The 18117-nt window shown below is 62.4% G+C and carries 18 protein-coding genes; 10 read left to right on the top strand and 8 right to left on the bottom strand.

Going from position 1 to position 18117, the window contains the following annotated elements; genetic code table 11:
* Nucleotides 1–12 precede the first annotated feature (12 nt).
* From DTP52_RS10315 to DTP52_RS10305, 3 genes are all read left to right on the top strand, one after another.
* Nucleotides 13–789 (top strand): ABC transporter ATP-binding protein, encoded by a 777-nt coding sequence (locus DTP52_RS10315; protein WP_109753264.1) that lies wholly within the window; start codon nt 13–15, stop codon nt 787–789.
* Nucleotides 790–959: 170 nt separating this feature from the next.
* Nucleotides 960–2192 carry an SfnB family sulfur acquisition oxidoreductase gene (locus DTP52_RS10310; RefSeq protein WP_109753263.1) on the top strand — a complete coding sequence of 411 codons (1233 nt, stop codon included), beginning with the start codon at nt 960–962 and terminating at the stop codon, nt 2190–2192.
* 10 nt (nt 2193–2202) lie between these two features.
* The gene (locus DTP52_RS10305; RefSeq protein WP_109753262.1) at nt 2203–2595 is read left to right on the top strand and encodes a hypothetical protein; all 393 of its coding nucleotides are present in this window, start codon (nt 2203–2205) and stop codon (nt 2593–2595) included.
* A gap of 79 nt (nt 2596–2674) precedes the next feature.
* Here DTP52_RS10305 and DTP52_RS10300 read toward each other — a convergent pair whose 3' ends face one another.
* From DTP52_RS10300 to msuE, 5 genes are all read right to left on the bottom strand, one after another.
* Nucleotides 2675–3523, bottom strand: a complete 849-nt coding sequence (locus DTP52_RS10300; protein WP_109753261.1) for an amidohydrolase family protein — start codon at nt 3521–3523, stop codon at nt 2675–2677.
* On the bottom strand, nt 3520–4650 hold the full coding sequence (ssuD, locus tag DTP52_RS10295) for an FMNH2-dependent alkanesulfonate monooxygenase (RefSeq protein WP_109753260.1): 1131 nt from the start codon (nt 4648–4650) through the stop codon (nt 3520–3522). The genes DTP52_RS10300 and ssuD overlap by 4 nt, the downstream gene beginning before the upstream one ends.
* A gap of 118 nt (nt 4651–4768) precedes the next feature.
* Entirely contained in the window at nt 4769–5872 is a 1104-nt protein-coding gene (locus DTP52_RS10290; protein WP_109753259.1) for a sigma-54-dependent Fis family transcriptional regulator, read from the bottom strand.
* 8 nt (nt 5873–5880) lie between these two features.
* The gene (locus DTP52_RS10285; RefSeq protein WP_109753258.1) at nt 5881–7068 is read right to left on the bottom strand and encodes an acyl-CoA dehydrogenase family protein; all 1188 of its coding nucleotides are present in this window, start codon (nt 7066–7068) and stop codon (nt 5881–5883) included.
* A gap of 59 nt (nt 7069–7127) precedes the next feature.
* Complete coding sequence (gene msuE, locus DTP52_RS10280) at nt 7128–7691, bottom strand: FMN reductase (protein WP_109753257.1); 564 nt, start codon at nt 7689–7691, stop codon at nt 7128–7130.
* A gap of 329 nt (nt 7692–8020) precedes the next feature.
* On the opposite strand from msuE, the gene DTP52_RS10275 reads away from it, so the two are divergent.
* Nucleotides 8021–8290, top strand: a complete 270-nt coding sequence (locus tag DTP52_RS10275) for a YceK/YidQ family lipoprotein (protein WP_109753256.1) — start codon at nt 8021–8023, stop codon at nt 8288–8290.
* A gap of 61 nt (nt 8291–8351) precedes the next feature.
* Here DTP52_RS10275 and DTP52_RS10270 read toward each other — a convergent pair whose 3' ends face one another.
* Nucleotides 8352–9221 (bottom strand): NmrA/HSCARG family protein, encoded by an 870-nt coding sequence (locus tag DTP52_RS10270; RefSeq protein WP_109753255.1) that lies wholly within the window; start codon nt 9219–9221, stop codon nt 8352–8354.
* Nucleotides 9222–9363: 142 nt separating this feature from the next.
* Here DTP52_RS10270 and DTP52_RS10265 point away from each other — a divergent pair, with 142 nt between their 5' ends.
* Nucleotides 9364–10239, top strand: coding sequence for a LysR family transcriptional regulator (locus DTP52_RS10265; protein WP_109753254.1), 876 nt, complete (start codon nt 9364–9366; stop codon nt 10237–10239).
* Between the two features lie 6 nt (nt 10240–10245).
* Here DTP52_RS10265 and DTP52_RS10260 read toward each other — a convergent pair whose 3' ends face one another.
* Complete coding sequence (locus DTP52_RS10260) at nt 10246–10704, bottom strand: helix-turn-helix domain-containing protein (RefSeq protein WP_109753253.1); 459 nt, start codon at nt 10702–10704, stop codon at nt 10246–10248.
* 271 nt (nt 10705–10975) lie between these two features.
* Here DTP52_RS10260 and DTP52_RS10255 point away from each other — a divergent pair, with 271 nt between their 5' ends.
* Nucleotides 10976–12178, top strand: coding sequence for an MFS transporter (locus DTP52_RS10255; RefSeq protein ID WP_109753252.1), 1203 nt, complete (start codon nt 10976–10978; stop codon nt 12176–12178).
* The gene (locus tag DTP52_RS10250; RefSeq protein ID WP_109753251.1) at nt 12175–13077 is read left to right on the top strand and encodes an EamA family transporter; all 903 of its coding nucleotides are present in this window, start codon (nt 12175–12177) and stop codon (nt 13075–13077) included. The genes DTP52_RS10255 and DTP52_RS10250 overlap by 4 nt, the downstream gene beginning before the upstream one ends.
* A 26-nt stretch (nt 13078–13103) precedes the next feature.
* On the opposite strand, the gene DTP52_RS10245 is transcribed toward DTP52_RS10250, so the two are convergent.
* On the bottom strand, nt 13104–13994 hold the full coding sequence (locus tag DTP52_RS10245; protein ID WP_109753250.1) for a LysR family transcriptional regulator: 891 nt from the start codon (nt 13992–13994) through the stop codon (nt 13104–13106).
* Between the two features lie 169 nt (nt 13995–14163).
* Between DTP52_RS10245 and DTP52_RS10240 the strand changes: the two genes are divergently transcribed.
* From DTP52_RS10240 to DTP52_RS10230, 3 genes are all read left to right on the top strand, one after another.
* A complete protein-coding gene (locus tag DTP52_RS10240) occupies nt 14164–15246 on the top strand; it encodes a 4-oxalomesaconate tautomerase (RefSeq protein WP_109753249.1) in 1083 nt (360 codons plus the stop codon).
* Nucleotides 15247–15288: 42 nt separating this feature from the next.
* Nucleotides 15289–16614, top strand: a complete 1326-nt coding sequence (gene dctA / locus DTP52_RS10235) for a C4-dicarboxylate transporter DctA (RefSeq protein WP_109753248.1) — start codon at nt 15289–15291, stop codon at nt 16612–16614.
* 140 nt (nt 16615–16754) lie between these two features.
* Entirely contained in the window at nt 16755–18059 is a 1305-nt protein-coding gene (locus tag DTP52_RS10230) for a CitMHS family transporter (RefSeq protein ID WP_109753247.1), read from the top strand.
* Nucleotides 18060–18117: the final 58 nt, after the last annotated feature.

Raw genomic sequence — 18117 nt, 5'->3', positions numbered from 1 at the left:
GAGTAGGGAATCATGACCAACGCGGCCCTTGCCGGCACCGAAAACAGAGAGTTGCTGGCGGTGCAAGACATCGAAGTGATCTACGACGGCGCGATCCTCGCCGTGGCCGGGGTTTCCCTGCGGGTCGGACAGGGTGACATCGTCGCCCTGCTCGGCGCCAACGGGGCCGGCAAGAGCACCACGCTCAAGGCCATCTCCGGGTTGGTCCAGGCCGATCGGGCGCAAGTCAGCCGTGGACGGATTGTCTTCCAGGGACAGGACACCGCCGGGGTTGCGGCCAATCTGCTGGCGCGCCAGGGCATCGTCCATGTGCTGGAGGGACGACATGTATTCGCCCACTTGACTGTCGAGGACAACCTGCGCAGCGGTGGTTTCCTGCGCAAGCCGACACGACGGGAGCTGGAGCAGGATCTGGAGCGTATCTACGCCTGGTTTCCACGCCTGAAGACCAAGCGCAAGACCCAGGCCGGGCTGACCTCGGGCGGTGAGCAGCAGATGCTTGCCCTTGGCCGGGCCCTGATGACCAAGCCTCGATTGGTGCTGCTCGATGAACCCTCGATGGGGCTGGCGCCGATCCTCGTCGAGGAGATTTTTGCCATCGTCGCGCAGCTCAATGCCCAGGAAGGCATGAGCTTTCTGGTGGCCGAGCAGAACATCAATGTCGCCCTGCGCCATGCCAGCTACGCCTACATCCTGGAGAACGGGCGGGTGGTGGGTGAGGGCGACGCCACGGAGCTGGCAGCGCGGGAAGACATCCAGCATTTCTACCTGGGTGGCAAGGCTCGTTGATGGGGTGTGACGCAACTGTTCGCTGGGCAACAGTCCATCGACAGTTTGCCGCTCCCGAGGCTTTCAAGCGTACTCGGATATTTCTTCAAGGTATTGAATATAAAGCGTTTTAAAGGTTGGTACGGGCTGTGCTTTAGCTCTGGGTGAACCCGTTATGCATGGAGTAGCACATGACCGACTCACCGTCTTTCGATCAGCCTGGGCAGGCGCGTCCGGCGCCACGCAGTCCGGCCCACATCATCCGTAGTGACGCCGAGGCCATCGAGGTGGCACAGCGCCTGGCCGAGGATTTCGCCCGCGAGGCTGCCCTGCGCGATCGCGAGCGGCGCCTGCCCTGGGAAGAACTCGAACGCTTTTCCGCGAGCGGGTTGTGGGCGATCCGCGTGCCGAAGGCCTACGGTGGCGCCGAGGTGTCCTATGCCACCCTCAGTGAAGTGATCGCGATCATTTCCGCTGCCGACCCGTCCCTCGGCCAGTTGCCGCAGAACCACTTCGGCGTGCTCAGCAACCTCAGCCTGACCGGCAGCGAGGAGCAGAAGCGCCGCTACTACGCCAAGGTGCTGCAGGGTTATCGCTTCGGCAACGCCTTTTCCGAGGCGCGCAGCCAGTACGTCACCACCTTCCAGACGCAGATCCGCTTCGATGGCGACACCGCCGTACTCAACGGTGAGAAGGCCTACTGCACCGGTGCGCTGTTCGCCCACATCGTGCCGGTCGCTGGGGTGGACGAGGTGGGGCACGTCCATATCGCCCTCGTTCCACGGGACGCGGCGGGCCTGACAGTGATCGACAGTTGGGACGGTTTCGGCCAGCGCATCACCGCCAGCGGCCAGGTGCGCATCGAAGGCGTGCGGGTGCCGGCGAGCGACGTGGTGCCGGCCTGGAAGGCCTATGACCAGCCCACCTCTGACGGCCCGATCTCACAAATCATCCAGGCTGCGGTGGACACCGGCATTGCCCGTGGCGCCTTCGCCGAGACCTTGCGCGTGGCACGCCAGGCGCGTCCATGGGTGGACAGCGGGTTGCAACACGGCTGGCAGGACCCGCTCGGCCAAGCGTTGATTGGTGAGTTGGCCTGGCGCCTGCAAGCGGCCGAAGCGATCCTGCGGCGCGCGGCGCACGCGGTCGACCGTGCTGTCGCCGAGCCCAGCGAAGAACGGGTTGCCGAGGCCTCGGTAATCGTCGGCCAGGCCAAGGTGCTGTCCACCGAGATTTCCCTGGAGGCTTCCAGCCGCCTGTTGGAGTTGGGCGGCACCCGCAGCGTCTCGGCCAGCCAGGGGCTGGATCGGTTCTGGCGTAATGCGCGGACTCATACCCTGCACGATCCGGTGCGTTGGAAATATCACTTGGTCGGCAATCAGCTTCTCAACGGCGTCAAGCCGCAACGTCATTCCTGGAACTGAGGTATCGCGCATGTCCAACTTACATTCTCAAGGCCGCAGCGACCTGGCCCATGCCCGTCATGTCGAGGCGGCGCTGCTTGACTACCTGCGTGCGCAGAGCGCTCGTCATGAGGCCCTGGTGATCGCCGCGGTCGGTGAACTGCGCATCCGCATCGACGCTGCCGATGCCTTGTTGGCGTACGCCGACGAGTCCCAGTCGGCCGCCATCGCTTTTCGCCTGGCCGCCGCCGAAGCGGCGCGCCTGGCCGGCCATGTCTACTTCGAACTGGCCGGTCGCAGCTTGCCGCGGCCCTTGCCGGAAAACCCCGAGCCGGCATTGCTGACTCAACGTCGACTGCTTGGCGACCATTACCTCAATGGCGCTGCGTTGGCCGACGGACAAGGAAATGGGCTGGGTAGGTGAATGGATCCGGGGAGTGCTGGAGCACTCCCCGGGTTTCCTGCGGCAGGGTTTGAACCGCAGGAAATGCTAAAACGTCGGCTCAGGCCAGCCCTAACACCCTGCGCGCGTTACCGTGGAAGAACTTCTCCAGCACCTCGTCCTTGAGCCCCAGTTGCAGGGCATCTTCGATACTTTGGCGGATTGGGCGGAATGTGTAGGAAGAGCCAAACAACAACTGCTCGGCCAGGTAGCCGTTGGCGGCCTGCACGTAACCCTCGCTGCCCGGCTGGAACAGGTACATGTCCGGCACCAGGTGAATGTTTTCAAAGCGGAACGCAACGCCGAGGGCCTGCTGCACATTGGGCCAGTAGCCGTGGTAAACGACGATCGTCAGGTCCGGGAATGCCCGAGCCACAGCAGCCAGGCGTGCCGGGTCGTTGTAGCTCGGGTCCGGTGTGGTCGGCCCGCTCATCAGGAACAGCGGGATACCGCGCTTTTGCAGATGTTCGTAGATCGGCCAGTACAGTGCGTCGTCGGGGTGTCGGGCCGGCTCGGCGAAACCCGGCTCCAGGTCGATGCCGGCCAGGCCCAGTTGGTCGATCGCCCGGTCGATTTCCGCCAGGGCGCCTTCGATTCCCTGCAGCACCGGTTCTACCGAGCCGATGCCGATCAACTCGTCGTGGCCGTGAACGATTTCGCGGATGCGTTCATTCGGCAGGTGTTGCCCCGGGGTGTGGCGGCCGACCACCACGGCTTTGTCCAGGCCGGCATCCCGTACTTCGGCGAGAAAACCCTGCGGGGTCAGCGAGCGCTCGAAGTGATCGTCCGGCCCGCGGGTGCCGACACGTCGGTTGAGCCAGCGCGCCACGGCGTGTTCGGGCGAGCCCGGCACGCCGCCGAAGAAGGGGTGCAGGTAGGCCGGGCGACAGCGTAGGTCGATGACTTTCATGCGACTTTCTCCTTGCCCGCGCGAACGTCGAAGGCGCCGCCGGTGAAGGCGCCTTCGACGGTGACCTTGCCCTTGCCCGGCAACAATGGGAACACCAGTTCGGCGAAGCGATAGGCTTCTTCCAGGTGCGGGTAGCCCGAGAGTACGAAGCTGTCGACACCCAGCTCGGCGTATTCGAGCAGGCGTGCGGCGACGGTTTGTGGATCGCCCACCAAGGCGGTGCCGGCACCGCCACGGACCAGGCCGACACCGGCCCACAGATTGGGGGCCACTTCCAGCTTGTTGCGGTCGCCGCCATGCAACGCGGCCATGCGCCGCTGGCCTTCGGAATCCATTTTGCCGTAGTTGGCCTGGGCGGCAGCGATGGTGGCGTCGTCGAGGTGACTGATCAACTCGTCAGCGGCGGCCCAGGCGGCTTCGCTGGTTTCTCGCACGATCACATGCAGGCGCACGCCGAAGCGCACGCTGCGCCCATGCCTGGCGGCACGGGCGCGCACGTCGGCGATTTTCTCGGCCACGGCAGCTGGTGGTTCGCCCCAGGTCAGGTAGGCGTCCACATGTTTGGCCGCCAATTCGTGGGCGGCCTCTGATGAACCGCCGAAGTACAGCGGCGGGTGCGGTTGCTGCACGGGGGCGAAGAAGTTCTGGGCGCCACGTACTTTCAAGTGCTTGCCGTCGAAGTCGACGGTCTCGCCTTGGAGCAGACGCCGCCAGATGGTCAGGAATTCGTCGGAGGCGTCATAGCGCTCGTCGTGCGTGAGGAACACACCGTCGGCTTGCAGTTCGGTGGCATCGCCGCCCGGCACGACGTTGAGCAGCAGGCGGCCTCCGCTGGCCTGGTCCAGGCTGGCGGCCTGGCGCGCCGAGGCCGTGGGGTTACCCAGCGACGTGCGCAGCGCCACCAGCAGCTTGATCCGCTGGGTCACCGGAACCAGGCTGGCAGCGGTCACCCAGGGATCCAGGCAACTGGCCCCGGTGGGGATCAGCAGGCCATCGTAGCCGAGCTGATCGGCAGCCACGGCGATCTGGCGCATGTAGGCGTTGGTCGCCGGCCGGCCGCTGCCGGAATGGCCCAGGTAGCGGGTGTCGCCGGAGGTGGGAAGGAACCAGAAAATATCCAGGCTCATGAAGTTTGATCCTTGTGCGGTTGAGAGTATGGAAGGGCGCATGGGGCCCTTGCTGTATCGCAACGCTTGGCGTATCGGGGCTTTGTCGGCCGGGCCGCATTGCCTGTTTTTATCGTGATCAGATTGACAGTTGCAGGGCCTGGCCCGGATGCGTGTTGCTGTCCGGGCGGCGTCGGTTGACCACCAGCTCGCCAATGGCGATCAGACGCGCCCGCGTGACGTTGCGACTCAGGCCCAGCAGGCTGGCGGTGCGCACCTGGTTGCAGTGACAGAAGCGATAGGCTGCGCGAAGCAGACTGTCTTCAACCTTCTCGTGGAGGCCGCCGGCCTGTTCTTCGAATAGCCGGTGAAAGGTGTGCAGCAGTTGTTCGTCGGCGCTCTCGCCGTGGGTGGCCTGGGGTTGTTCCTGGCGCTCGATGCGCAGGGACGACAAGCGTAAGTCGTCTTCCTGTACCAGGCCGTTGCGGCACACCAGCAGGGTGTGGTGGATGACGTTTTCCAGTTCGCGGATGTTGCCCGGCCAGCTGTAGTCCACCAGTTTGCGTTCGGCTTGCGAAGTCAGGCGCACCTCGCCATAGCCCAGGCGATTGCAGTAGGTCTTGATGAAGTGACGGGTCAGCGGCAGGATGTCGCCCGGTCGCTCACGCAATGGATAGAGTTGCAGGCTGACCACGTCGAGGCGGTAATACAGGTCTTCGCGGAAGTGGCCGGCGCCGATGGCCTTATCCAGTTGCACGTTGGTGGCGGCGACCACGCGTACATTGATCGGGATGCTCTTGCGCGAGCCCAGGCGCACCACCTCGCGTTCTTGCAATACTCGCAGCAGCTTGACCTGGATGGCCATCGGCAGGTCGCCGATCTCGTCGAGGAACAACGTGCCGCCGTTGGCTTCCTCGAACCAGCCGGCCTTGGCGGCAAGGGCGCCGGTGAAGGCACCTTTTTCGTGGCCGAACAGCTCAGCTTCCACCAGCGATTCGGAAAAGGCCCCGCAGTTGACGGCAACGAACGGTCCGGCGCGGCGGCCGCTGAGGTTGTGGATGTGACGCGCGACCAGCTCCTTGCCCGTGCCGGTCTCGCCAATGATCAGGACGCTGGCCTCGCTGGGGGCGACCTGTTGCACGTGAGCGAGCAGCGCCTGCGATCTAGGGTCTTCGAAGACCTGTGCGGTCGCCCGGATCGAGGTAGCCAGTGTCGGCGAAGGGGGGAGAGTCAGCAGTTGCATGGGCATCCCTATGAGTAGAAGGAGGGGGTAGGCCGCGTCTGGTTCAGCGCCCAGTCACCCAATTCGTGGAGTTTGTAATCCACCGGGTCGTGCAGGCTCTGGGTGCGCAGGTTGCGCCAATGGCGGTCGAGGCGCAGCGAAGCGTGGGTGGCGCGGGCGCCGGTGACTTCGAACAGGCGGCTACAGATATCCAGGCCGGTGCGTACGGCGGCGACTTTGGCGGTGGCGATGGACAGCGCCAGTTGTGCACGTTCCTCGGCACCCAGCGCGTGCCCCTTGTGCCAGGCTTCATCGAGCTGCTCGGCGGCGCGTTCCACCAATAGGCGCACGCTTTCCAGGCCGACCCAGAACTCGCCGTAGTGGCGTAGCACATAGGGGTCTTCGCTGACGTGCTGGGCCTTGGAACGGAACCACGGCCGACCTTCCTTGAGGGTGTAATGGCGGGCCTCTTCCAGGGCGCCTTCGGCGATGCCGAGGAAGATGTGGGAGAAATGCAATTGGGCGATCAGCGGGCGCAGGCAGGCGAAAGGCGTGCTCAGGGGGCCGGGGTCGAGCAGCAGTTCGTTCTCTTCCACGCGCACCCGTTCGAAGGTGGCGCTGCCGCTGTCAGTCTGGCGCTGGCCCATATTGTCCCAGTCGCCGTGCAGGGTGATGCCGGTGCGGCCACTGGGGATCGCGGCGATCAGCAGTTTACCGCCGGCGCTTTCGTCGATGGCCGAGGCGATCAGCATTTCCGAGTCGCTGGCACCGGAGCAGAAGCTCTTCTTGCCGGAGAATTCGCGCCAGCCGTCGAAGGTCTTGACCACGGTGCGGGTGTCCAGCGGGTTCAACGCGTTGCCCCAGAACCAGTTCTTGCGGGCGGTCTGTTCGAACCAGGGTTGCCATTGATCGGGGCGCGAAAACAGGCGCACGGTGGCCAGCATCAGGTGCTGGAAACCGAAGACATGGGCGATGGAGCTGTCCACCTTGGCGAACTCGCGGACCACGCCGAGGGTTTCGCTCCAACTGGCCCCGAGGCCGCCAAACTGGGTTGGGATGCTCAAGGCCAGCAGGCCGCTCTGGCGAATGGCGTCGCGTTGCTCCTTGGGGGTGCCGCCGGCCTCATCACGCTCGACGGCGGTTTCGGCAAATTCCGCAGCCAGGCGGCGGGCGGTCTGTAGCGGGGTCAACACGGTGGGCTGTTGTTGGATTCTCACGCGATATCCCTCGCAAAAAGGCCTTCCAGGCAAATGCAGTGGTGATTCATGCGGGTTCCTCAGGCGATCTTGCGCAAAGCATGCGCCTGGTCGGCAAACAGGCGAGCGGCGCGTGCGGCTGCCAGCTCGATGCGCGACTGCAAGGCCGCGTTGACGATGCGGTAGTCGGTAAAATCGGTCTCGCTGGCGTACACGCCAATGGGCAGGGTCAGCGACTGGAAGAAACTGAACAGCGGGCGCAGTTGATGATCGAGGACCAGGGCATGGCGCTCGCTGCCACCGGTGGCGGCCAGCAGTACCGGCGTGTTGACCAGGGCGTCCTGGCCGACCAGGTCGAACAAATGCTTGAACAGGCCCGGATAGGTGCCGCGATAGACAGGCGCGGCCACCACCAGCAGGTCGGCAGACTCGATCAGGCGCAGTTCATGCTCGACGGTTTCCGGCAATTCCTTGCGCCACAACGCACCGCCCAACGGACGGGCAATGTTGCCCAGTTCGATCAAGTGGGTGTCGATGACCAAGTGCTGGCCGAGTTCGCCCAGGATGGCTTCGGTCAGTGCCAAAGTGCGCGAGGGGCGGGAGGTACCGCCGGAAACAGCGACGACTTTCAGGGGAGTGCTCATCCTAGGTGTTCCTGTTGGACTGTTGATCGAGGTACACAGGCTTGAGCAAGGGCCGTACCAACGCGAAAAGCCCAGTATTTGCTGGGCTTCGCGGGGCAGGGAGGGGGAGCGACTGTTGGTCTGGCGGATGAATTGTTGAATGGCTGTTGCTCGGGCAACAGTTGATCCATTGTTTCCCAGGCAACAGTGTTCAGTGGTGGGATTGATGCATGGGAAGGTCTGGGGGGCGCTGGTGCAGTCTTGCGCCCCTCATTCCGGTAACACCGCTTGCCCCTATAGGTCGTCCGCCATCGGTGCTACAGTCCGGTCTTTCCAGGGGAGGGAGCGGCATGCGGATCGTAGCAATGGCTTTGACGATGGCGCTGCTGGCCGGCTGCGCGACGGCCAATGAAACCTTTGGCATGGGGCAACTTTGCGGCCGTCAGCCTTATTGCGGTGCGGCGACCGATATCGAGATCATCAAGGGCTCGACGAACGACAACGACGTGTATTCACGTGCGCTGGCACCGTTTGCAATCATTGACCTGCCTTTCAGTATCGTCGCCGATACGTTGATCCTGCCTTATACGATTTTTCATATGAGGCCTGCCGAGGAGTAATCGTGTTGCCTCGACCGGTTGAATCATCGGGGCAGCAATACGGCATGACGACCCCTGCTGTTCAAACCCCGGCGATGGTCTCGCGGACGAAGTCTTCGTAGGTGCGCAGCGGGCGTCCGAGGATGGCCTGTAGCCGCTCCACCGTTCCTTCAACCGCCTGCATACCGAACGTCTGGATGCCAGACATCATCAGGCGCATGTCATAAGCCAGCCAGGCGGGACCGTAGGCGGCCAATTGCGCTTCGAAGGCAGCCACGTCGTCACCGCCGTAGGCGATCTCGCGACCCAGGGCGGTGCTCCAGATCTTCGCCACGTCGGTGCCGGTCAGTGCGTGCGGGCCGACCAATTCCAAGGTGACCCGATCCAGGGCCGAAGGTGCCTTGTCGCGTCGCAGCAACTCGGCAGCGGCGATATCGGCGATGTCCCGGGTATCGATCATCGACACGCCCGCCGAGCCGATCGGCATCGGGTATACCGCGTAGTTCTGAATGGTCTGCTGGACCATGAGTTCGTTTTGCATGAAGTAAGCCGGACGCAGGATGGTGGCGGGGATGTCGAGGCTCTCGATCATGCGCTCGACCGTGTGCTTGCCGGTGAAGTGCGGAACGTGGGTGAACTTGTCGGCATGAATCACCGACAGGTAGACGATGCGCTCGATGCCTGCTTCGCGAGCGAGGTTCAAGGTGATGAGGGCTTGTGTCACCTCGTCGGGCGTCACGGCGTTGAGCAGGAACAGCGTACGCACCGACGCCAGTGCGTTGCGCAGCGAAGGGACGTCGGTGAGGTCGGCAACGACTTCAGTGACGCCCGCCGGGAAGGAGCCCTTGCCAGGTTGGCGCACGAGGGCTTTGACCTCGGTGCCTGCGCTGGCGAGGCGTTGAATGATGAGTGAACCGATGGTGCCTGTGGCGCCGGTAACGAGAATGCTCATTTGAATCTCCTGCAAAAGGGTGGGGGAGTCAGAAAGTCCGCTACGACCTTGTCGGCCCGTTGCGATGGACAAACGATATTGTGTTGCAGGAGTAAAACGAAGACGCCAGGATGTAGACACTCCGTTGCAAAAATGGAACACCATGAACCTGAACGCGCTGATCGATTTCACCCTCGTCGCAACGAACGAGGGGCTGGGAAAGGCAAGCCGTGCGAGCGGAATAGCCAAGGCCACCTTGTCGCGCCGCATTGCCGACCTTGAGGAACAACTGGGCGTAAGGCTGATCGAGCGCAGCGCGCGCGGTCTGAAGCTCACCGAGGCTGGAGAGCTACTGCTGGCCCGGGCCGAAGGGCCGTTGGCCGAGGTGGCGGAAGCCATGGCGGCGGCGAAGGAGGGCGTATCGACGCCTCGCGGACGCTTGCGTGTCGCTGCCCCAGTCCTGTTCTCGCAGCTTGCGATGGGAGGCATCGGCGCAGAGTTTTGTGCGGCTTATCCTGACGTCACGATCGAGGTCATTTCGGAGGATCGCGTGGTCGACCTCGTCGAGGAACAATTTGATGTCGCCATCCGGATCAACCCCAGCCCAGACAGCAGTCTGGTCGGTCGCTGCTTCGCCAAGGACCGGCTGGTGGTAGTGGCCGCGCCTGGACTGCCGATGCCCGCACCCGGCGCCATCCGCTCGGTTCCCGGCATTGTGGTCTCCAGTTTCGAGCCCACCCATTGGACACTCGATGGCGGTCACTTGGTCCTGGAACCGATCCCCAGGCTGAGGTTCTCTTCGTTCCTGATGATCCGCGATGCGGCCATCGCCGGTGGCGGGGCGGCTCTCATCCCGCAATCGATGGCGTGGAGCCAACTGGCCAATGGCGAGTTGGTCCAGTGGGGCACGGTATCGGGGAAAGAAGCCGAACTCTGGGTCTTGCACACCTCCCGACGGCTTGCTGCGCCGAAGGTGCGGGCATTTGTCGATTTCATGTGTGCCAGGTACCCGGACATGTCCCTGGTCTTGCAGGGATAAAAACGTTCACGTCAGGTCGTCGGTCACGAGCCTCACCCTGTGGCAATCGGCCGGCCCGAGTTTCTGACCGCTTGAGGAGCGCACCTCCATCGGCATGAGTGTCTGGCCGGAGGCGTTGTCCAACAGCACGGAGCGCGTTTCTCCCGGCTCGAACAGGAAACGTTCGCCCCACTGCCGCAGGCTGACCACCACCGGAAAGATCTCCCGGCCTTTTTCCGTCAGGACGTACTCCTTGTAGGCACTCCCATCCGAGGCGGGACGAACGTCGAACACACCGACCTCGACCAAGGCTTTGAGTCGCGAAGCCAGAATGTTCTTGGCTACGCCCAGGCTTTTTTGAAATTCGCTGAAGCGGCGAATGTCGTCGAATGCATCGCGAATGATCATCAGCGACCAGCGATCGCCGATCACGTCCAGTGTCCTGGCTACCGGGCATTCGTTGTTTTGCGATGAAGCAGTTTCCATTTGATTGAGCCTCTGGAAAAGCATTGCCAAGTTGGTCGGCATTTTTGTGGTTGCAAATTGAAACCTGATCAAGCAACAATCCAGACAGGTTTTTAATTGAAACCAGTTTAGCGCCAAGGAGACGTCCATGACAGCAGAGGCCGACTGTTTCACCCGACAGCCTTCGGGAAATCAGGGGGGCGAGGGGGCTTGCTCCCGCTTGAGTGCGGAGCGCTCACGGGAGGGGCCGCTTCGCAGCCCAGCGGGAGCAAGCTCCCTCGCCACGGGTTCGTTGAATGAACAGCTGTGCCCAGGGCTTTCGCCATCGCTCACGTTATTGTTTTCCGTGACCTGCGCACTGGCCGTCGCCAATGTCTACTTTGCCCAGCCCTTGCTCGCCTCGATGGCCGAGAGCCTGGGCGTCGCTTCAGGGTTGATCGGGGTTGTGGTGACTGCGACGCAGGTGGGTTACGCGCTGGGGTTGCTGTTCATCGTCCCGCTGGGGGACAGGGTCGACCGTAAACGGCTGGTTTTCGCCCAACTGGTGTTGTCTGCCATCGCGCTGGCGGCCGTCGGCGCAGCCCAGCATTGGTTGGCTTTGCTGGGCGCCATGATCGTGATGGGGCTGCTGGCGGTAGTCGTCCAAGTGCTGGTGGCCTATGCCGCCGCGCTGTCCTCGCCCTCCCAGCGGGGGCAGGCCGTGGGAGCCGTCACCAGTGGCGTTGTCCTGGGGATTCTCCTGGCGCGGTTTACTTCCGGGGTGATCGCCGATCTGGCGGGTTGGCGCGGGGTTTATTTCGTGTCCTCGGGCTTGATGCTGGCCATCGCGGCGGTGTTCTGGGCTGCGGTGCCTGCCACCGTGTCGCCCTGTAACCGGCAGCCCTACCTGGCGCTGATCCGCTCGCTGTTCATGCTGTTCGCGACCGAGCCGATGCTACGGAACAGGGGGCTGCTGGCCTTACTGATCTTTGCCGCTTTTTCGGTGTTATGGACGGCCATGGTGCTGCCGTTGAGCGCCGCGCCGCTGTCGCTTTCGCATACGTCCATCGGCTTGTTTGGCCTGGCTGGCGTCGCCGGGGCCCTGGCGGCCAGAAGGGCCGGTCGTTGGGCCGATCAAGGCTTTGGGCAACGTGTTACCGGCTTGTCGCTGGGGCTCCTGACGCTTTCCTGGTTGCCCATCACGTTTGCCGAAACCTCCTTGATCGCGCTGGTCTGCGGCGTGGTGTTGCTCGACTTCGCGGTGCAGGCCGTGCACGTCACCAACCAGAGTTTGATTTTCGCTGCACGGCCCGACGCCCAAAGTCGAATGGTCGGCGCCTACATGTGTTTCTACTCGGTGGGCAGTGCACTGGGCGCGGTTGCCGCGACCCAGGTCTATGCGCTGTGGGGCTGGATGGCGGTCAGCCTGCTGGGCGCCTTGATCAGCCTCGCCGCGTTGTTGTTATGGATGGCCTCGATGCATTTTTCAACGACCCTGCCTGGAAGATCAGCATGAAAATCGGACACCTGTTACTCGCCATCTCGATAACGGCCATATGGGGCGTGAACTTCTCGGTGATCAAGCTGGGCCTCATCGCCGTTGACCCGCTGATCCTGGCGGGTATTCGTTTCACGCTCTGCGCATTGCCGGCGATTCTTTTCATTCCGAAACCCGATGTGCAGTGGCGCTATATCGTCGGCTATGGCCTGGTCTTCGGTATCGGGCTCTGGGGTGTCGTCAACATGGGCATCAAGGCCGGTCTTTCAGCCGGCATCGCGTCGCTGGTGCTTCAGTTCAGCGCCTTTTTCACCATTGTGCTGGGTTCGTGGATCTTCAAGGAGGCGATTTCCCGTTACCAACTGGCGGGTATCGGTATCGCTTGCTGTGGCTTGTTGAGCATCCTCTCGATTGCTGATGGCACCGTGACGACGACCGGGTTGTGCCTGGCGCTACTGGGGGCAGTGGCCTGGAGTGTGGCCAATGTCATCAGCAAAAAAGCCAAGACCACCCAGGTCTTCGCGTTCCTGGTGTGGTCCAGCGCGTTTTCGCCCATCCCGCTGTTCGCGCTGGATTATGCGGTGAATGGTTCGACGGGTTACAGCGCGTTGGCGAATCAACTCGACTACCGCGCCGTCCTGTCGATCCTGTTCCAGGTCTACCCCAATACACTGTTCGGCTACTGGGTGTGGAACTCGCTGCTGAAACGTTATCCGGTGTCCACCGTCGCGCCTTTGTCGCTCTTGGTGCCGGTATTCGGTCTGCTGGGTTCGGTGCTGATTTTTGATGAGCGCCTGTCACTCAACAAACTCATTGCCGTCGTGCTCATCGTGTCGGGGCTTGGCGTCGGCTTGTACGGGCAGCGTGCCCTCACTGCGCTCAAGCGTTCGGTACGAGTGGGCGACGTTTCGAGGTGATCATCGATCCAGGATTCGGCCTCGCTTCATTGCGGCCACTGTTCAAGCAGGATCGAGACGAATTTCTCCGCGGCAGGGGAGAGCGATGAGCCCCGACGGTAGACCAGGCCCAGCGAGCGGTTTACCACCGGTTCGATCAGCGGCACGCTGACCAGGGTTGGATGATCCCCGGCCGGCATCGCCAGGCTGGGCATCGCCGACACGCCGAGGCCAGCCTCCACCAGCCCCAGCGACGTAGACAAGTGCTGCACTTCGTAAAACCATTGCGGGCGCCAGCTCAGGCCTGACAGCGCGTGGTCCAGCAGCATGCGGTTGCCGCTCAGGCGGCCGACGCCGATCAGCCGGTAATCACTGAGCTCCGACCAGGTGACCGCATTGCGTCCAGCCAACTCATGGTCGCGTCGGCAGGCCAGCACAAAGGGTTCGTTGACCAGGGGCACGAACTCAATGTCCGGGTGCTGGCCGCTCATCATGTTGATGCCGAAATCGGCTTCGCCGCGCAGCACCGCCTCCAGTCCTTCGTTGGCGCTGAGGTCGAGCAGGCGGATGCGGATTTTCGGGTAGCGCTCGTTGTAGAGACGGATCACCGACGGCAGGAAATAGAACGCCGCCGTGGGGATGCATGCCAAGGTCACCCGGCCGATCTGCCGCTCTGCCAGCTCGCGAATGTTGAGAATCGAGTCGTCGAAATCATCCAGCAAGCGCCGCGCCTTGGGCAGGAAATCACGGCCGACACTCGTCAGGCTGACCTTGCGGGTCGTGCGATCGAGCAAAGCGGTTCCCAGGCCTTCCTCGAGTTTTTTCATCCGCCGACTCAATGCCGGTTGGGACAGGTGCAGCGCATCTGCGGCCTCGTGGAAGCTGCCCAGTTCGGCGATTTTCACGAAAGATCGGATGTCCTGAAGCTCATATTCCATATGTTTTCTCAACCTGGCAGGGCGAAGCGCGATGCCAACCATCGTAAAGTAATTCATTTGTGAAACGCAATAATCGCTCCGATCTTTGCATTGGAAACACTTTTCAAACCCTGCCACTCTTGTGTCCAGAGCATCAATTATCCAGATTGATTAACAAGAGTTAGTATTCATGCAGCGAATTCCTTGTGTGCTAATGCGCGGCGGTACGTCCAAAGGCCCGGTGTTTCTCGCCTGGGATCTGCCGGTCGCCATCGCCGAACGTGACGAGCTGCTGCTCAACCTGATGGGCTCCGGCCATGAGCTGGAAATCGATGGCATCGGCGGCGGCAGTCCACAAACCAGCAAAGTGGCGATCGTCAGCCCATCGCTGCACCCTGACGCCGATGTCGACTATTTGTTCGTCCAGGTCATGGTTTCCCAGCGTCGGGTCGATACCGCACCCAACTGCGGCAACATGCTCTGCGCCGTTGGCCCGTTCGCCATCGAGCAGGGATTGGTCAAGGCTTCGGGCGAGCGCACTCGGGTGCGTATCCGCAACCTCAATACCGGGACCTTCGTCAATTCCGAAGTGCAAACCCCAGGTGGCAAGGTCAGCTATGAGGGCGATACCGCCATCGACGGCGTGCCTGGCACCGCCGCTCCGGTGCAACTGACCTTTCTCGACGCCGCGGGCAGCAAGACGGGGAAACTCTTCCCGACCGGGCAAACCCAGGACCTGATCGACGGCATCCCGGTGACCTGCATCGACATGGCGATGCCGATGATGATTGTTCAGGCCAGTCAGCTGGGTAAGCGCGGCGACGAAAGCCCCACCGAACTGGACGCCGATAAAGCCTTCCTGCAGCGTCTGGAGGCCTTGCGCCTGAAAGCCGGCCTGGCCATGGGCCTGGGTGATGTCAGTGACAAAGTCATTCCCAAGCCGGTACTGGTGTCTCCGGCCAAGTCCGGCGGGACGGTCCAGGTGCGTTATTTCATGCCGCACAACTGTCACCGCGCCCTGGCGATCACCGGTTCCATTGGCCTGGCCACCGCATGCGTGACCGAGGGCAGCGTCGTTGCGCAGATGCTCGGCACCGTCAGTGAGCCGCGCTTGCAACAGGTTCGGATTGAGCATCCAAGCGGAGGTATCGATGTCGTACTGTCCTACACCGGTGAAAAGGGTGAGACCATTCAGGCCTCGGTAGTACGCACTGCGCGCCGGCTCTTCTCAGGTTACGTCTACGCCACGACGGCCCAGCGGCTGGCCGGATAGCCCCAGGCCGCCAGGGTCTTTTGCATCAGAACAATTCTAAAAATGGGTGATGCCATGAAAGTTGTAAAATCGCTCTACTTCCAGATCATCTGCGCCGTGCTGCTGGGCGTGATCGTCGGGCACTTCTGGTCGCAACAGGCAATTGCCTTGAAGCCGCTGGGCGATGCCTTCATCAAGCTGATCAAGATGATGATCGCGCCGGTGGTGTTCTGCACCATTGTCACTGGCATCGCCGGCATGAGTGACAAGCGCTCGCTGGGGCGTCTGTTGAGCAAGACCCTGCTGTTGTTCCTGGCGCTGACGGTGATTAGCCTGATCATCGGCCTGGTATCGGTCTACCTGTTCAAGCCTGGCGCGGGGATGAACATCGATCCGACGCAGTTGAGCACCAAAGGACTGTCGCAGTACACCGACTCCGCCGCGAAACTGAGCGTGGTGGACTTCTTCATGCACATCATTCCCGACACCTTCATCGGCGCCTTCAATAAAGGCGAGGTGTTGCCGGTGCTGTTTATCGCGGTGCTCAGCGGGTTTGCCCTGTCGTCCCTGGGCGAGCGCGGCAAGCCTGTGCTGCAGGTGCTGGAGTCAGCTTCGCACATGGTGTTCAAGATTTTCTCCTACCTGATGCGTTTCGCTCCGATCGGCGCTTTCGGGGCCTTGGCCTTCACGGTGGGGCAGTACGGCATCACGTCGCTGGGCTCGCTGGCCAAGCTGATCATGACCTTGTATATCGCCTGTGCCTTCTTCGTCTTCGTGGTGCTGGGCGGTATTTGCCGCGCGCACGGTTTCAGCCTGTGGAAGCTGTTGCGTTATCTGCGTGAGGAGTTCCTGGTGGTATTGGGGACGTCCTCGACCGAACCGGTGATGCCGCGGATGTTGGAAAAACTCCAGGCCCTGGGTTGCAAGAAAGGCGTCGTAGGGCTGGTGCTGCCGACCGGTTACTCGTTCAACCTCGACGGTACGGCGATCTACCTGTCACTGGCGGCGATCTTCATTGCCCAGGCCTGCAACATCGACCTGACGCTGACCCAGGTCATCACCATGCTGGCGATCATGCTGCTGTCGTCAAAGGGGGCCGCGGGTGTGACCGGCAGCGGGTTTGTCGCCCTGGCCTCGACCTTGACGGTCATCCACGACATTCCCCTGGCGGGCCTGGCCCTGTTGATCGGGATCGACCGATTCATGTCTGAAGCGCGGGCGTTGACCAGCCTGGCGAGCAACGCCGTCGCGACCGTGGTGATCTCCCTCTCGGAGAATGCCTGTGACCGCGAAGTCCTGTTGCAGACCCTGGATGGCAAACCTGCCCTGACGCAAGCCCCGGCAACGGACTCGAGCTGGGACGGCGCGAAGGTCGCCAAACACATCTAGCCGTTCACGGCTGATTCGACAGCACCGCGTAAGCTTATTCAATCCCTCTGCGCCAGGCACACCTTCGTGTTGCCTGGCGGGTGGGAGGGCGTGCGCCTGGGTGTCTGCCAAGCTACTCATAACAACAAGAGATCTGACATATGCTCGCTTTACTTGGCTTGGCCATGGTGGTGGTCTTCACCTTCCTGATAATGACCAAACGGCTGTCGCCGATCGTCGCCCTGACGGTGGTGCCAATAGTCTTTGCAGTGCTCGGCGGCTTTGGCGGGACCACCGGCAAGATGATGCTGGATGGCCTGAAAATGGTCGCGCCGTCGGCGGCGCTGCTGTTGTTCGCGATCCTGTTTTTCGGCCTGATGATCGACGCCGGCTTGTTCGACCCGCTGATCCGCAAGATCCTCAAGCGGGTCAACGGCGATCCGATGAAAATCGCCGTGGGCACCGCGCTGTTGTCGCTGTTGGTGGCGCTGGACGGTGACGGCACGACGACCTACATGATCACCTGTGCCGCGATGTTGCCGCTGTATAAGCGCATCGGCATGAATCCGATGATTCTGGCAACCATTTCCATGCTCTCCTTGAGCATCATGAGCGGCATGACCCCTTGGGGCGGCCCGGCGACCCGTGCGATCGCAGCGCTGGGCCTGGATGCCGGCGAGTATTTCGTGCCGTTGCTGCCGACCATGATCGGTGGTGCGGCGTGGGTGGCGTTCACGGGGTTCCTGCTGGGTCGTGCCGAGCGCAAGCGCATCGGTAACGTCCAACTGCAAAGCGGCGGCGGTGACTGCTACATCAACGCGATCATGGAGGACACGCCGCACAAGCGTCCGAAGCTGGCCTACGTCAACCTGCTGCTGGTGGTCGCGGTGATGGTCGCGCTGGTGATGGGGATCATGCACTCGGCGATTCTGTTCCTGATCGGTTTCGTCCTGGCGCTGATGATCAACTATCCGCAGCTAGATATTCAGAAGGAACGCATTCTCGCCCACTCGGGCAATGCCATGACCGTGGTCCTGCTGGTATTTGCCGCGGGCATCTTCGCCGGGATTTTTTCCGGGACGAAAATGGTCGATGCGTTGGCACAAACCCTGGTCGACTGGATTCCGCCTTCCTGGGGCCACCTGTTCCCGCTGGTGGTGGCGATTACCAGCATGCCGTTGACCTTCGTATTGTCCAACGATGCCTACTACTTCGGTGTCGTGCCGATCCTGGCCAATGCCGCGGCGGCCTACGGGATTGATCCGGTGGAAATTGCCCGGGCGTCGATTCTTGGCCAGCCGGTGCACCTGATGAGCCCATTGGTGGCCTCGACCTTGTTGCTGGTGGGCATGGTCGACCGCGACCTGGGCGACTTCCAGAAGGCTACCGTGAAATGGGCGGTACTCACGTCCCTGGTGATTACCGCGCTGGCCCTGCTGACCGGTGCGCTGACGCTGTTTTCCTGATTCACCCGACAACCTTAGCTTCTTGCCTGACACACCCCCGCAAGCGGGGGTGCGCCGG

Origin of the sequence: Pseudomonas sp. 43mfcvi1.1 (genome assembly GCF_900115935.1) — a bacterium.
GTDB lineage: Bacteria > Pseudomonadota > Gammaproteobacteria > Pseudomonadales > Pseudomonadaceae > Aquipseudomonas > Aquipseudomonas bijieensis.
The sequence above is the reverse complement of the archived record's forward strand: the minus strand, read 5'-3'. Positions and strand labels throughout refer to the sequence as shown.

Bases quoted from the DNA above. Each gene is read 5' to 3' on its own strand.
- DTP52_RS10315 (WP_109753264.1), top strand. From the start codon at position 13: ATGACCAACGCGGCCCTTGCCGGCACCGAAAACAGAGAGTTGCTGGCG.
- DTP52_RS10310 (WP_109753263.1), top strand. From the start codon at position 960: ATGACCGACTCACCGTCTTTCGATCAGCCTGGGCAGGCGCGTCCGGCG.
- DTP52_RS10305 (WP_109753262.1), top strand. From the start codon at position 2,203: ATGTCCAACTTACATTCTCAAGGCCGCAGCGACCTGGCCCATGCCCGT.
- DTP52_RS10300 (WP_109753261.1), bottom strand. From the start codon at position 3,523: ATGAAAGTCATCGACCTACGCTGTCGCCCGGCCTACCTGCACCCCTTC.
- ssuD (WP_109753260.1), bottom strand. From the start codon at position 4,650: ATGAGCCTGGATATTTTCTGGTTCCTTCCCACCTCCGGCGACACCCGC.
- DTP52_RS10290 (WP_109753259.1), bottom strand. From the start codon at position 5,872: ATGCAACTGCTGACTCTCCCCCCTTCGCCGACACTGGCTACCTCGATC.
- msuE (WP_109753257.1), bottom strand. From the start codon at position 7,691: ATGAGCACTCCCCTGAAAGTCGTCGCTGTTTCCGGCGGTACCTCCCGC.
- DTP52_RS10275 (WP_109753256.1), top strand. From the start codon at position 8,021: ATGCGGATCGTAGCAATGGCTTTGACGATGGCGCTGCTGGCCGGCTGC.
- DTP52_RS10270 (WP_109753255.1), bottom strand. From the start codon at position 9,221: ATGAGCATTCTCGTTACCGGCGCCACAGGCACCATCGGTTCACTCATC.
- DTP52_RS10265 (WP_109753254.1), top strand. From the start codon at position 9,364: ATGAACCTGAACGCGCTGATCGATTTCACCCTCGTCGCAACGAACGAG.
- DTP52_RS10260 (WP_109753253.1), bottom strand. From the start codon at position 10,704: ATGGAAACTGCTTCATCGCAAAACAACGAATGCCCGGTAGCCAGGACA.
- DTP52_RS10250 (WP_109753251.1), top strand. From the start codon at position 12,175: ATGAAAATCGGACACCTGTTACTCGCCATCTCGATAACGGCCATATGG.
- DTP52_RS10245 (WP_109753250.1), bottom strand. From the start codon at position 13,994: ATGGAATATGAGCTTCAGGACATCCGATCTTTCGTGAAAATCGCCGAA.
- DTP52_RS10240 (WP_109753249.1), top strand. From the start codon at position 14,164: ATGCAGCGAATTCCTTGTGTGCTAATGCGCGGCGGTACGTCCAAAGGC.
- dctA (WP_109753248.1), top strand. From the start codon at position 15,289: ATGGGTGATGCCATGAAAGTTGTAAAATCGCTCTACTTCCAGATCATC.
- DTP52_RS10230 (WP_109753247.1), top strand. From the start codon at position 16,755: ATGCTCGCTTTACTTGGCTTGGCCATGGTGGTGGTCTTCACCTTCCTG.